The following is a 13,071-nucleotide window of genomic DNA, read 5'->3' as shown; positions in this document are numbered from 1 at the left end:
AAAATCGCTGCGCATCATTTTTAAATCTTGACGCGTGTCAATTTTTTATCAAACATGCGCAAACGCTGATGGGGCTAGGTCAGCGCTCTGGGAGGAGAAATGCCTGGCATGGGAAACGTCCCGATCGGGTCCGTTGTCCGCGAGAAGATCGCTGGGCCGCAGGCCGCGCGCCGTTGCCAATCCCGGCATGGTTCTCGCAGCACCGCCATGCGCGGCCGCGCGCGATGGCTTGCCAATGAGACACATCAAACGAACAAGAAGCGGAGGAACACATGCGCATCTTCAACGGCCTGACGCTTGGCGCGGGCCTTTTGGCAACCATCGTCTCGATCCCTGCACATGCGGAGGACGCGGCCAAGGTCGCGGCCATCGTCAAAGGCCTCGACAACCCCTTCTTCCAGACCATGCAGAAGGGTATCGAGGAACAGGCCAAGGCCGACGGCGTCGGCGTCACCGTGCAGGCCGCCGCCAACATGGGCGACGCCACCGGCCAGGCCGATCGCCTGACCGCCATGGCGCTGCAGGATTTCGACTGCTACCTGGTCAACCCGATCAGCGTTTCCAACCTCGTCCAGGCGCTGGTGCCGGTCGCTCAGAAGAAGAAGCCGATCGTCAACATCGACTCGACCATCGACGCCGAGCAGGCCAAGGCCGCCGGCTTTGCCGTCTCCACCTATATCGGCACCGACAATGTCGCCGCCGGCGCGCTGGCCGGCGAGGAGATGCTGAAGCTGGTGCCGAAGGGCGGCAAGGTCGCGTTGGTCGCCGGCATTGTCGGCGATGTCGGCTCCAATGCCCGCATCAAGGGCTTCAAGCAGGCCGTCGAAGGCAAGCTCGAGGTGGTGGTGATGGTAAGCGCCGACTGGGATCGTGAGAAGGCACTGACGGCCGCCACCGACATCCTGGCGGCACACCCCGATCTCGCCGGCTTCTTCGCCGCCAACGATATCATGGCGCTCGGCGTCGAACGCGCCGTGCAGACCTCCGGCAAGGACGTCAAGGTGATCGGCCTCGACGGCATCGTCGACGCCCTCAAATCGGTCGCGGCGGGCGAACTCTCCGCCACCGTCGCCCAATATCCCTATGTCGTCGGCGCCATGGGCGTCGAGGCCTGCAAGGCGGCGGTCAAGGGCAAGCAACTGCCTGCCTACGTCCCCGCCCCCGTGCTTCTGATCAACAAGGACAATGCCGAGGCCTCGCTGAAAAACTTCCCGCGCCCCGGCGGCGAATACCCCGATCCGCTGCGTGAGATGCTGAAGTGAGCAACCCCACCAACAACGCGCCCGCCGCCCATTCGGCGGGCGCGCCGGAGGAGAGCCGTCCCTCCCTGTCGGCTCTCCTCCTCGATCCTTCCTTCTGGGCCGACTGGGCATCCGTCGTCGGCCTGGTCGGTCTCGTCATCATCTTCGGCATTGCCCAGCCGGTCTTCCTCAGCGTCGCCAACCTGCAGGCATTGCTGCTGGCATCGGCGATCCTGGTCGTGCTGTCGATCGGCCAGACCTTTGTCGTGGCGACCTCGGGCATCGACCTGTCGCTGGCGGCGGCCGTCATGTTCGGCGCCATCGTCCTTGGCCTCGTCAACGCGGCGGGCTACGGCATCCTCATCGCCTGTGTCCTGGCGGTGCTGGCCACCAGCGCCATCGGCTTCCTCAACGGCCTCATCATCACCGTTGGAAAGATCCCCGACTTCGTGGTGACGCTCGGCACGTTGTCGGCCATCACCGGGCTTGGCCTGATATTGTCGGGCGGCGAGCCGACCATGGTCGGCTCGACCTTCCTGCTGAAGCTCGCCTCGGGCTCGTTCGGACCGTTCGGCTATCCGGTCTGGGTGGCGATATCAGCCGTCATCGTCGCGCACATCGCCCTCTACCACACGCGCTTCGGCGTCCATCTGCTGGCAACCGGCGGCCAGACCGAGAGCGCCGGCGCACTCGGCATCCGCACCAACCGCGTCAAGATCGCCGCCTACACCATTTCGGGTTTCTGTGCCGGCATCGCGGCGATCCTGCTGGTGGCGCGTATCGGCTCTGCCGAGCCGCTGATCAACACCAGCCTGCTCCTGAATTCGGTGGCGGCGGTGGTGCTGGGTGGCGTCAGCCTGTTCGGCGGTCGCGCCTCGATCCTCGGCCCGGCCATCGGCGCCTTGATGCTTACCGCGCTGGTCAACGGGCTGACGCTGCTCAGCGTCTCGGCCTTCTACCAACCACTCGCCGTGGGCGCCATCGTGGTGCTGGCGGCACTGATCATGCGGTACCAGAAATGAGCGCCGTCAGCCCCTCTTCCGCCTCCGACGCGATCATCGCCTGCGACGGCCTGAGCAAGCATTTCGGCGGCGTGCGCGCCTTCACCGATGTCGCCTTCCAGGCGCGCCGCGGCGAGGTCACCGCCGTCATCGGCGACAACGGCGCCGGCAAGTCGACGCTGATCCGTTGCCTGGTCGGCGTGCATGTGCCGGATGCCGGCTCGATCGTCTTCGATGGCCGCGAGCACCCCTTTTCCAATCCGGACGGCGCGCGCAAGGCCGGCATCGAGACCGTGCACCAGAACCTGGCGCTGATCGACGAACTGACGGTGGCGCAGAACCTGTTCCTCAACCGCGAACTCGTGCGCCGCATCGGCCCCTTCGCTTTCCTCGACCGCAAGGCGATGAAACGCGAGGCGCGCTCGATGCTGTCGCGGCTGTCGATCAACGTGCCGTCGATCAACCAGCGTGTGCGTCGCCTGTCGGGCGGCCAGCGCCAGGCGATCTCGATCTGCCGCGCCGTCGGCTCCGGCGCCAAGCTGGTGGTGATGGACGAGCCGACGGCCGCACTCGGCGTGCAGGAGACCGCCAATGTCGAGGCGCTGATCCGGCGCCTGCGCGAACAGTCGGTCTCGGTCATCCTGGTCAGCCACAATTTCGATCAGGTGCGGCGCCTGTCCGACCAGATCTGGGTGATGCGGGCAGGCAAGATGGCGGCGACCGTGCGCGCCTCGGAAACATCGGGCAACGAGCTCGTCGCATTGGTCACCGGCGCGGCCTGATTGCCGGACGTTGAAACACGTGCTGGCCGTCCTGGCCGGCACAGGCTTGAAGTAGAGGGAGTTTGCGCGTGGCACCATTTCGTGTCGGGCTTGTGGGTCTTGGCGAGGTCGCGCAGTCGATCCATCTGCCTGTGCTGGCGGACCAGCGCGACCGCTGGCAGATAGCGGGCGTTCACGACGTCTCGCCGAGTCTGGTGGCGCTGATAACGTCGCAATATGCAGGCGTGAAAGCCTATGACAGCGCCGAGGCGCTGATCAACTCGCCTGATATCGACGTGGTCTTCGTGCTGTCGTCCGACGACACGCACAGCCGCTTCGTGCGCGCCGCCATGCAAGCCGACAAGCACATCCTCTTGGAAAAGCCCGCTTGTCTCACCGTGCGCGAGATCGACGAGTTGCTGGCGCTGATGCCGGCCTACAGGAAGACCCTCTTCGTCGGCTACATGCGCCGCTACGCGCCGGCCTATCTCAAGGCCAGGGACGAGTTGCCCGCCCATGCCGACATCACCCATGTCCGCATCTTCGACCTGATCTCGGAGGGCCGGCATTTCCTCAAGAAGAGCCAGAATATCCTCTACCCCAACGACATCGACCCTGCCCTCCTGGCGCGCGGCGCCAGGGAGCGCGACGCGCTGATCCGCGAAGTCGTCGGCGCCGATGCGCCCGCCGACCTGGTGCGCGCCTATCGTGGGCTGACGGCGCTGTCCTCGCATCACATCTCGGCGATGCGCGGGCTGATCGGCGAGCCGGCGGGCGTGGTCGCCGCCCACCGCACCAATGGCGGCGCCAACACCTCGGTCACCTTCGACTACGGCCATTTCGCCTGTCTCTACGACGCGGTGGTCGACGATCTCGGCCTGTTCGACGCCATGATCGAGATACGCTCCAACACCAGGCGCGTGCGCATCATCTACGACACGCCCTATATCCGCAGCCTGCCGACCCGGCTGGAAGTGACCGACGCCGGCCCGCTCGGCCCGGTGACCAAAAGCTTCGGCCCGCTCTATGGCGATGCCTTTTCCAACGAGCTGGAGATTTTCCACCGCCACATCATCGAGGGCACCAAGCCGCTGACCGACCTCGCCGATTCCCGCCGCGACCTGGCGCTGATGGCAGGTATCATCGAGAAGATGAAGGAAAGCGGCGGGCGTTGAGTACTGCCGGCAAGGTGTCGGCAGGAACATGTTCCGACAGAGATTGATGATTGGCTCTTGCCGAAGCCGGCGGGCTCGCTCATCCATGGCGTGGAAACAACAGCCTGGAACCAGCGATGACCGATGCCAGCCTTCATCTCGTCGAAGCGACGATCGAGCAACTGCGCCGCGCGCTCGATGACGGCACGGCGACCAGCGTCGAACTGGTCGCGGCCTATCTCAGGCGCATCGCGCATTTCGACCGCCATGGCATCAGCCTCAACGCCGTCCCCGTGCTCAATCCTGATATGTTCGAGGAAGCGGCCGCTTCCGACCGGCGGCGGCGCGATGGTGCCACGCTCGGCCCCCTCGACGGCATCCCCTACACCGCCAAGGACAGCTACAAGGTCAAAGGCCTGACGGTGGCCGCCGGATCGCCAGCCTTCGAACATCTCGTCGCCAATGAGGACGCCTTCACCATTGCCCGGCTGCGCGCCGGCGGCGCCGTGCTGATCGGCCTCACCAACATGCCGCCAATGGCCAATGGCGGCATGCAGCGCGGCGTCTACGGCCGCGCCGAAAGCCCCTACAATGCCGGCTATCTGACGGCCGCCTTCGCGTCGGGCTCGTCAAACGGCTCGGGCACGGCAACGGCGGCCAGTTTCTGCGCCTTCGGGCTCGGCGAGGAAACCTGGTCGTCCGGGCGCGCGCCGGCCACCAACAACGCGCTGGTCGCCTACACGCCGTCGCGCGGCGTCATTTCCGTGCGCGGCAACTGGCCGCTGGTGCCGACCATGGACGTCGTGGTGCCGCACACGCGCAGCGTGCCCGACATGCTCGAACTGCTCGACGTGATCGTCGCCGACGATCCGGAAACGCGGGGCGATTTCTGGCGCGCGCAGCCCTGGATCGCGCTGCCGAAAAGCGCCGAGTTGCGGCCGCGACGCTACACCGAGCTGGCTCTGGCGGGCTCATTGAAGGGCAAACGGCTCGGCGTGCCTCGCATGTATATCGGCCGCGATAACGGGGCCGATCGGCCGATCGAAACCCGGGCCTCGGTGCTTGCGCTATGGGAACAGGCAGCCGCCGACCTTAGAAGGCTGGGCGCCGAGGCGGTGGAGGTCGACTTTCCTGTCGTCTCCAATTACGAACGCGACCGCCCCGGCGCGCGCACCATGGCCGAGCGCGGGCTGTTGCCGCCGGATTTCGCCGACCGCGAAATATGGGACCTCTGCATCTGGGGCTGGGACGATTTCCTACGCGCCAATGCCGACCCGACGCTGCCCGATCTCGCCTCGGTCGACGGTCCGAAAATCTTTCCGCAGCCGCCGGGCACGCTGCCGGACCGCTACGAAGGCGGCTTCGACCTGGGGGAGTATGTCGAGCGCGCGAAATCCGGCATCACGCCCATGGCTGATATTCCGACGCTCGACGACGGCCTGAGGGGGCTGGAAGCGACACGGCGCATCGATTTCGAGGACTGGCTCGACGCGCAAGGCATCGACGCCGTGGTCCTGCCAGCCGCCGCCGATGTCGGCCCGGCCGACGCCGACATCAAGGAGGCGTCGGCCGACCTTGCCTGGCGCAACGGCACCTGGGTCGCCAACGGCAATCTGGTCTGGCGCCATTTCGGCATCCCGACCGTCACCGTGCCGATGGGCACCATGGCCGACATCGGCATGCCGGTCGGCCTGACTTTCGCCGGCAAGGCCTATGACGACGAAAGACTGCTGCGCATGGCCGGTGACTTCGAGCGCGCCACCCAGCGCCGCACCAGCCCGCCGCGCACGCCGGAACTGCCCGATGATGTGTTTTTGGTTCGGGACATTCAGCCTATCAAAGCGCCTTCGCCTGCAATCGCGCTGACCGCCGAGGTGCGAACCTTCAGGAATCAGGATGAGATAACCATCACGCTCGACCTGCCCGCTGAGGAAGCCGAAGCCGCGAACGCCGCCATCAAGGTACATGTCAACGGAGCGGCGGTGGCAATGCAGCGAAGCGGCACGCGCTTCAGCGGGAGCGCCTCCGTTCCAGCCGCCGAGCATAAGCGGCTCCACAGCGTCTGGCGCGGCTCCTACGGCTCGATCGTCACAGCGGTGGTACGGCTGGGAGATGGACGCACCGCCGGCGCCTTTGTGGTCACCGGCGGGATAAGATGAGACCGGCCACTAAGAGGGCAGCGAAGCCAGCCATTCTTCCCAAAACTCCTGATGCATGTGCACAAAGACCGGGATCACATCAGGGCCGTCGTCGAATATGTCGACCAGGTCGGTCTTTTGAGGAAGTTGCCCCATCTTCACCTTGCAGGCCATCAATCCACGACTCTTTTCCATCACAGTATTTTCGGGATAAACATTGGCACTCGCTCCGTAACAAAAAGGCAGCAAACCGTCGACTTCGAGCCCCTGACGGATTTGAAACAGAGCTTCGAAAAAGTCCTCCTCTTCGGCCTTGATCACCTTGTCCCGGTAAGCGCATGTCAAGCTGCAGACGGCGCCCTCGACATGCAGTGTAAATACGGCTTCCTCGTCTCCACCCGTACCCCCTCCGACCAAAAAAACAGTTCGCTGATGATCCATTCCATCCCCCTTTGCCATGCCGGGATGGTAGTGCGACAGCGGCGGGTTTTCCAGCTACAGCAGGCGCACGGACACCACCGGGATTGGACGGCGCAATGCATGACCAGTTGGCCGGCCTGTCTGGTTCCGCACCCGTGGGGGCAGCGAAGATCGACGCGGCTTGTGTTACACAGCCACACCACCGACCATGCGGCCTCGTACAAGTCTGGGAACCAGCCATGATCAAAGTCAAGCAACTCGCCCATGTCTGCATCTTCGCCAATGATCTCGACGAGACGCGGCATTTCTACAAAGATGTCCTTGGTATGGACACCCAGTTCAATTTCCTGCGCGACGGCAAGGTTTTCGGTTTCTACCTCAATTGCGGCGGCCGCAGCCATGTCGAGGTATTCCGGAAGGACGGCGCGCGGTTCAGCGAGATGGACCAGATCAACCACTTCTGCCTGGAGGTGGAGGATATCGACGCCGCGATCGCGCATATCAAGTCGAAGGGCGTAGCGGTCACCGCCAGGAAACTTGCCTGCGACGACACCTGCCAGGCCTGGCTCAGCGACCCCAATGGCGTGAAGATCGAACTGTTCGAATATACCGCGAAGAGCGCGCAGTTCACCGGCGGCGACCGAGTCGCCGACTGGTAAAGCCCGAGACTTAACGACTGGCGGCGAAGGCGATGTATGAGCGGATCGTTTCCAGCTTGTCAGGCGATAAGCCGGCAATGAGATCTTCGTCCATGCGCCCTGTGAAAATGAGGCCTGCGAAGACATCGAGAAGTTGGGAATACCGGTAGTCGAACCTCTGGTCGATGTCCCGCCGCTGATCGCGCAACCAATCCTCGACTTCCCACATCTCGGAGGGCGCCGTCGCGGCATTGGCCTTGCGCTTGAACTCGGCCATCGTCTTTGCAAGCGTCGCCTCAAGGGCCGTATCGAAGGCCTGGCGGGCGATCTTCTTCTCGGATGCGGACCAGCTCTCCCTTGAATCCATCTGGCATCTCCATGGTCGTTCCGGCGAATTCAGCCTGAGACTTTCTTGGAAACCTCGCTTGTGCCTACCCCCGTGCCGCCCAAAGCAGCCCACGCTCCACGATCAGCGCCATTTCCGGCACCGCGAACTCGTCGGCCGTGTGCCCAAGCGAACTGTAGAACACTTTGCCCGCGCCATAGCGGCGCTTCCAGACGACCGGCATGACGACGCCGCCAATGCCCGGGAAATGCGCCTCGGTGAAGGTCGTCGTCGCCAGCACCTCGTTGCTGGGATCGACATGCATGTAATACTGCTCCGACCGGTAGGCGAAATCTCTGATGCCGCTCACGATCGGATCGTCCGGCCGGGTGATGACCACGTCATAGTCGATGATGTTGCCGGGATGCGCGACCCATTGGCCCCCTGTCATGAACTGATAGTCCGGCTCGTTGCGGAAACTGTCGCCCATCGTGCCGTGAAAGCCGCCGAGCCCGCTTCCTTCGCGAACCGCACGCGTCAGGTTCTGCAGCTCCGCCTTTTCGATCGTCGACATGGTGATGACCGGCACGATGAGATCGAATGACGACAATTCCGGGTCGGCGAACATCGCGGTGCCTTCGCCCAGCGTGACATCAAACCCGTTGCGCTGGAGCAGCGCACGGATGATGTTGGCGCTGCGCTCCGGCGTATGGCCTTCCCAGCCGCCCCAGGCAATCAGGGCCGTCTTCGCCATGCCTTGAACCTCCTCAAATCGCCCGCCGCGATCGATGGTTACATGGCGCGGCCGTCAGCGCCAGCCCAGCGCCGGCGCGACATGGGTGAGGATCGCCTCGAGGACATGGGCGTTGTAATCGACGCCGAGCTGGTTGGGCACGGTGAGCAGCAGCGTGTCTGCCTCGGCGATCGCCTCGTCCTGCGCCAGCTCCTTGATCAGCACGTCCGGCTCGGCGGCATAGCTGCGGCCGAAGATCGCCCGCGTATTCTCCTCGATGAAGCCGATCTGGTCGCGGCTCTCATTGCCGCGCCCGAAATAGGCGCGGTCGCGGTCGTCGACCAGCGCGAAGATGCTGCGGCTGACCGAGACGCGCGGCTCGCGCTCGTGCCCGGCCGCCTTCCAGGACTCGCGATAGATCCGGATCTGTTCGGCCTGCTGGATGTGGAACGGCTTGCCGCTTTCGTCGAATTTGAGCGTCGAGCTCTGCAGGTTCATGCCGAGCTTGGCCGCCCATTCCGAAGTGGCGTTGGTCGCCGCACCCCACCAGATGCGCTCACGCAAACCTTCCGAATGCGGCTCGAGCCTGAGCAGCCCCGGAGGGTTGGGGAACATCGGCCGTGGATTGGGCTTGCCGAAGCCCTCGCCACGCAGCGTGTCGAGGAAAACCTCGGCATGATGCCGCGCCATGTCGGCGTCGCTTTTGCCTTCCTGCGGCTGGTAGCCGAAATAGCGCCAGCCATCGATCACCTGTTCGGGCGAGCCACGGCTGATGCCGAGCTGCAGCCGGCCGCCGGCGATGATGTCGGCGGCGCCCGCATCCTCGGCTATGTAGAGCGGATTCTCATAGCGCATGTCGATGACGGCGGTACCGATCTCGATACGGCTGGTCTTGGCGCCCACCGCCGCCAAAAGCGGGAATGGCGAGGCAAGCTGGCGGGCAAAGTGATGCACGCGGAAATAGGCGCCGTCGGCACCGAGCTGCTCGGCCGCGACCGCGAGATCGATGGATTGCAGCAGCGCATCCGAAGCCGAGCGCACTTGCGATTGCGACGAGGGCGTCCAGTGCCCGAATGACAGGAAACCGATTTTTTTCATGGCCCTGAAGTATATGCGAGCGGCACATGCTTCAATGCCAAAACAGCGGGGTTACACACCGTCGCCCTGGCCGCAACGAAAGTGCGCGAGACCAAACGGATCTGACGCCATGGAGCGTGGAATGCTGAAGGGCACCCGTATCATCGAGATCGAGGCGCTGGGGCCGGCGCCCTTCGCCGGCATGCTGCTCGCCGATCTCGGCGCCGATGTCATCGTCGTTCACCGCAAGCAGGCGTCCATGCCGGGCCTGCCCGAACGCTCGCTGCTCGATCGCGGCAAGCGCTCGATCGCGCTCGACCTCAAGGATGCCCAGGACGTGGCGGTGCTGATGCGCCTGATCGCCACCGCCGATGGCTTGATCGAGGGGTTTCGGCCCGATGTCATGGAGCGTCTCGGGCTAGGCCCGGATGCCTGCCGCGCGGCCAACAAGCGGCTGGTCTATGGCCGCATGACCGGCTGGGGCCAGGACGGTCCGCTCGCCCGCACCGCCGGCCACGACATGAACTATACCGGCGTGTCGGGCGCGCTCTGGTACGCGTCCTTGCCTGGCGAACCGCCAATGGCGCCGCCGACCTTGGTCGGCGACATAGGCGGCGGCGCGCTCTATCTGGTGATCGGCATGCTGGCCGGCATCATGAACGCGCGAGCGAGCGGTGAAGGCAGCGTGGTCGACGCGGCGATCGTCGATGGCTCGGCGCACATGATGAACCTGTTGATGTCGCTCGCCCAATCCGGCGCGCTCGTCGCCGAGCGCGGCACCAGCCTTCTCGACGGACCGCATTGGTGCCGCGTCTACCGCGCATCGGATGGCGGCTTCATCAGCGTCCAGTGCGTCGAGCCGAAATTCTATGCGCTGTTTCTCGACCGGCTCGGCCTCACCGCCGATCCGCAATTCGCCAGGCAATTCGATCGCGATCTCTGGCCGGCGCTCGCCAACCGGCTGGCAACGATCTTTGCCGCGAAACCGCGCGACGAATGGATGGGGTTGTTCGCAGGCTCGGACGCCTGCGTCTCCCCGGTGCTCAGCCCGCAGGAGGCAGCGCGGCATCCGCACATGGCGGCGCGCGGCTCGTGGCTGACGGTGGAAGGTGTCCTCCAGGCAGCCACCGCCCCACGCTTTTCCGGACAGGCGCAAAAGACGCCGGCGAAAAGTCCGGCCCGCGACGAACACGGCGCGGAGATTCGCGCCGAAGCGTGCAAGCCGTCTTCTATTTCCCGCAATGGTGATCGTTGATCTTGTTCACCGCGTTCGCGTCCGGACTCACGCGGTGGTAGGAACAGGCGCCTGCCGCCGTGGTAAACAGCTGCTGGTCGTAGTAGCGCGGTCCGCCGAACAGGAAGTCGACCAGATCGTCATTGGCGGGAACGTAGCGTTCCGGTTCGGCCTGATGATGGCGATGCTTGGCTCCGGCGAATGCCGGCGCGGACACGCCACAGGCCATGGCCAGGGCAAGAGCGCAGATCGCAAAGCGTTTCGTCGTCATCGGCAACACCCTCTTGGCCATTCGCATTTTCCTATATAGGCAAAAATCACCAGCCCGACAAAGGTTCCCTCGCAGCGGTTTGCCTGCCCCACGATTGTCGGCCGCCGGAGCGAACCTGCACAGCGCATCAGAAAATCGAAATTGCCCCTGCCGCCTCGAGGCGCAATGGTCCTCGGGGAGGCAGCCTCGAGACTTTGGAGGAAACGTCGGAGCGGCAGGGCCCTTGGGCATGGCCGCTCGGGCAAGCTGCCGCTTGCGCTGCATTTTTCCGACTGACGTAACGGAATGGATACTAGGCTCTACGCCCGTCGCTTCGCCCCTAGCTTCGCCCTAGGATAACGAAGGCGGGGGCGTCCGCGTAGCCGTCATTCGCAGGCCGCCCTCACCTGAATATCGATACGGCCCTCAGTCGGTCTGGATCCAGACCGACTTGGTCTCCAAATACTCATGCAGGTGCTCGAGGCCGCCCTCGCGGCCGTAGCCGGACATCTTCATGCCGCCGAACGGCACCGCCGGGTCGATGGCGTGGTACATGTTGACCCAGACCGAGCCGGCCTTGATGCGGCGCGTCAGTTTGTGCGCGGTGCCGAGATGCGTAGTGAAGACGCCGGCGGCAAGTCCGTAAGGCGTCGCATTGGCGCGAGCCACGGCTTCGTCGAGCGTGTCGAAGGGCATCGCCGAAATGACCGGCCCAAAGATTTCTTCCCGCGCGATGGTCATCTTGTCCGACACCTTGCCGAAGACGGTCGGCGCGATGAAGTTGCCGCCATCATAGAGTTCGCCGGTCAAACGCGAGCCTCCAGCGACCAGTTCGGCACCCTCGTCGCTGCCGGCCTTGATGTAGACTTCGACCTTGCCGGCCTGCCTGGCATTGATGAGCGGCCCGATCTCCGTCTCTGCCTCGATGCCATGGCCGATGCGCAGCTTGCCGGCGAATTCGGCAAGCCGGCGCACGAACTCGTCATGGATTTCGCGCGCCACGAACAGCCGCGAGCCGGCAATGCAGATCTGGCCCGAATGCACGAACACCGCCATCGCCGCCACCGGAACAGCCTTGTCGATATCGGCGTCACGGCAGACGATGACAGGCGACTTGCCGCCGAGTTCCAACGAAACGCGCTTGAGGTTGGTGACCCCCGCCCGCGCGATCGCTTTCCCGGTAAGCGTCGAGCCGGTGAAGACGATCTTGTTGACGTCGGGATGTTCGGCCAGCCGCGCGCCGGCCTCGGCGCCAGTGCCGGTGACGATGTTGACGACGCCGTCGGGTACACCGGCCTCCTGCATGAGACGCGCGATCAGCAGCGGTGTCAGCGAGGCCTCCTCCGAGGGTTTCAGCACGATGGTGCAGCCGGTGGCCAGCGCCGGCGCGATCTTCCAGATCGAGGCGGCGGTCGGCGCATTCCAGGGGATGATCGCGCCGACCACACCCACCGGCTCGCGCCGCGTGAAGGAGACGATCTCGCCGGGGATGGAATTGTCGATCGTCTCGCCATGCAGCGCCGTCGCCATACCGGCATAGAAGCGCAGCATGCCGATGACGCGGCGCCGGTTGGCGAGCGTGCGGGTGATCGGCAACCCCATGTCGAGCGTGTCGGAAACGCTGAGCTCTTCCCAATGCGTCTCGAACAGGTCGGCGATCCTGAGCAGCACGCATTGCCGCTCGTAAGGCGAGAATTTCGACCATGGCCCTTCGAAGGCCGCGCGCGCGGCGACCACCGCGGCATCGATGTCGGCGGCCCCGCCGCGCGGCACCGTCGCCAGCACTTCGCCAGTCGCCGGGTTGAGCGCCTGCATCACCTCACCGGACTGCGCCGCAACCCACTTGCCGCCGATGAACATCGGGCTGAATTCGCCGTGGTAGAGCGTCGTGGCCTTCGCCCTCGGGTCGAAATTCAGCGTCATCGCGTCCTCCTGACGAATTCCGTGGCGACTATTACTCCCGCTGCCGGCGACCTCAAACAAGGAAAGCTAAAAGGGCGTTCAGACAATCGGACTGTGCAATGCGAGAGACGTCCCCGATGGTGCCCGGCAACGGAGGAACAGATATGAGACTTGCTGGCAAGGTCGCCATCGTCACC

At 64.6% G+C, this 13,071-nt stretch carries 13 protein-coding genes; 7 read left to right on the top strand and 6 right to left on the bottom strand.

Annotated features, from left to right (window positions below):
- The first annotated feature begins 272 nt into the window (after nt 1-272).
- From A3AU_RS0121340 to A3AU_RS0121320, 5 genes are all read left to right on the top strand, one after another.
- Nucleotides 273-1,262, top strand: coding sequence for a sugar ABC transporter substrate-binding protein (locus tag A3AU_RS0121340; RefSeq protein WP_027054675.1), 990 nt, complete (start codon nt 273-275; stop codon nt 1,260-1,262).
- Nucleotides 1,259-2,263, top strand: a complete 1,005-nt coding sequence (locus A3AU_RS0121335) for an ABC transporter permease (protein ID WP_027054674.1) — start codon at nt 1,259-1,261, stop codon at nt 2,261-2,263. The genes A3AU_RS0121340 and A3AU_RS0121335 overlap by 4 nt, the downstream gene beginning before the upstream one ends.
- Complete coding sequence (locus A3AU_RS0121330) at nt 2,260-3,024, top strand: ATP-binding cassette domain-containing protein (protein ID WP_027054673.1); 765 nt, start codon at nt 2,260-2,262, stop codon at nt 3,022-3,024. The genes A3AU_RS0121335 and A3AU_RS0121330 overlap by 4 nt, the downstream gene beginning before the upstream one ends.
- A 68-nt stretch (nt 3,025-3,092) precedes the next feature.
- Nucleotides 3,093-4,178: a Gfo/Idh/MocA family protein gene (locus tag A3AU_RS0121325; protein ID WP_027054672.1), complete on the top strand. Its 1,086-nt coding sequence runs from the start codon at nt 3,093-3,095 to the stop codon at nt 4,176-4,178.
- Nucleotides 4,179-4,294: 116 nt separating this feature from the next.
- A complete protein-coding gene (locus A3AU_RS0121320) occupies nt 4,295-6,316 on the top strand; it encodes an amidase (RefSeq protein ID WP_027054671.1) in 2,022 nt (673 codons plus the stop codon).
- 9 nt (nt 6,317-6,325) lie between these two features.
- Here A3AU_RS0121320 and A3AU_RS0121315 read toward each other — a convergent pair whose 3' ends face one another.
- On the bottom strand, nt 6,326-6,736 hold the full coding sequence (locus tag A3AU_RS0121315; RefSeq protein WP_027054670.1) for a hypothetical protein: 411 nt from the start codon (nt 6,734-6,736) through the stop codon (nt 6,326-6,328).
- Between the two features lie 218 nt (nt 6,737-6,954).
- On the opposite strand from A3AU_RS0121315, the gene A3AU_RS0121310 reads away from it, so the two are divergent.
- Nucleotides 6,955-7,374, top strand: coding sequence for a VOC family protein (locus tag A3AU_RS0121310; RefSeq protein WP_027054669.1), 420 nt, complete (start codon nt 6,955-6,957; stop codon nt 7,372-7,374).
- Nucleotides 7,375-7,384: 10 nt separating this feature from the next.
- On the opposite strand, the gene A3AU_RS0121305 is transcribed toward A3AU_RS0121310, so the two are convergent.
- From A3AU_RS0121305 to A3AU_RS0121295, 3 genes are all read right to left on the bottom strand, one after another.
- Nucleotides 7,385-7,720, bottom strand: a complete 336-nt coding sequence (locus A3AU_RS0121305) for a hypothetical protein (RefSeq protein ID WP_027054668.1) — start codon at nt 7,718-7,720, stop codon at nt 7,385-7,387.
- Nucleotides 7,721-7,784: 64 nt separating this feature from the next.
- Entirely contained in the window at nt 7,785-8,432 is a 648-nt protein-coding gene (locus tag A3AU_RS0121300; RefSeq protein WP_027054667.1) for a ThuA domain-containing protein, read from the bottom strand.
- Between the two features lie 54 nt (nt 8,433-8,486).
- A complete protein-coding gene (locus tag A3AU_RS0121295) occupies nt 8,487-9,509 on the bottom strand; it encodes an LLM class flavin-dependent oxidoreductase (RefSeq protein ID WP_027054666.1) in 1,023 nt (340 codons plus the stop codon).
- A 121-nt stretch (nt 9,510-9,630) separates the two neighbouring features.
- Here A3AU_RS0121295 and A3AU_RS0121290 point away from each other — a divergent pair, with 121 nt between their 5' ends.
- Nucleotides 9,631-10,743, top strand: coding sequence for a CaiB/BaiF CoA transferase family protein (locus A3AU_RS0121290; RefSeq protein ID WP_027054665.1), 1,113 nt, complete (start codon nt 9,631-9,633; stop codon nt 10,741-10,743).
- Here the strand turns inward: A3AU_RS0121290 and A3AU_RS0121285 are convergent.
- Nucleotides 10,718-10,993 (bottom strand): hypothetical protein, encoded by a 276-nt coding sequence (locus A3AU_RS0121285; protein WP_027054664.1) that lies wholly within the window; start codon nt 10,991-10,993, stop codon nt 10,718-10,720. The genes A3AU_RS0121290 and A3AU_RS0121285 overlap by 26 nt on opposite strands.
- Nucleotides 10,994-11,398: 405 nt before the next feature.
- Nucleotides 11,399-12,895 carry an aldehyde dehydrogenase family protein gene (locus tag A3AU_RS0121280; RefSeq protein WP_027054663.1) on the bottom strand — a complete coding sequence of 499 codons (1,497 nt, stop codon included), beginning with the start codon at nt 12,893-12,895 and terminating at the stop codon, nt 11,399-11,401.
- Nucleotides 12,896-13,071 lie beyond the last annotated feature (176 nt).

This window comes from Mesorhizobium erdmanii USDA 3471, assembly GCF_000472705.1.
Taxonomy (GTDB): domain Bacteria; phylum Pseudomonadota; class Alphaproteobacteria; order Rhizobiales; family Rhizobiaceae; genus Mesorhizobium; species Mesorhizobium erdmanii.
Note: the sequence above shows the minus strand (reverse complement) of the source record. Positions and strands in the feature narration are given on the sequence as shown.

Bases quoted from the DNA above. Each gene is read 5' to 3' on its own strand.
- A3AU_RS0121320 (WP_027054671.1), top strand. From the start codon at position 4,295: ATGACCGATGCCAGCCTTCATCTCGTCGAAGCGACGATCGAGCAACTG.
- A3AU_RS0121290 (WP_027054665.1), top strand. From the start codon at position 9,631: ATGCTGAAGGGCACCCGTATCATCGAGATCGAGGCGCTGGGGCCGGCG.
- A3AU_RS0121310 (WP_027054669.1), top strand. From the start codon at position 6,955: ATGATCAAAGTCAAGCAACTCGCCCATGTCTGCATCTTCGCCAATGAT.
- A3AU_RS0121315 (WP_027054670.1), bottom strand. From the start codon at position 6,736: ATGGATCATCAGCGAACTGTTTTTTTGGTCGGAGGGGGTACGGGTGGA.
- A3AU_RS0121300 (WP_027054667.1), bottom strand. From the start codon at position 8,432: ATGGCGAAGACGGCCCTGATTGCCTGGGGCGGCTGGGAAGGCCATACG.
- A3AU_RS0121305 (WP_027054668.1), bottom strand. From the start codon at position 7,720: ATGGATTCAAGGGAGAGCTGGTCCGCATCCGAGAAGAAGATCGCCCGC.
- A3AU_RS0121280 (WP_027054663.1), bottom strand. From the start codon at position 12,895: ATGACGCTGAATTTCGACCCGAGGGCGAAGGCCACGACGCTCTACCAC.
- A3AU_RS0121285 (WP_027054664.1), bottom strand. From the start codon at position 10,993: ATGACGACGAAACGCTTTGCGATCTGCGCTCTTGCCCTGGCCATGGCC.
- A3AU_RS0121295 (WP_027054666.1), bottom strand. From the start codon at position 9,509: ATGAAAAAAATCGGTTTCCTGTCATTCGGGCACTGGACGCCCTCGTCG.
- A3AU_RS0121330 (WP_027054673.1), top strand. From the start codon at position 2,260: ATGAGCGCCGTCAGCCCCTCTTCCGCCTCCGACGCGATCATCGCCTGC.
- A3AU_RS0121340 (WP_027054675.1), top strand. From the start codon at position 273: ATGCGCATCTTCAACGGCCTGACGCTTGGCGCGGGCCTTTTGGCAACC.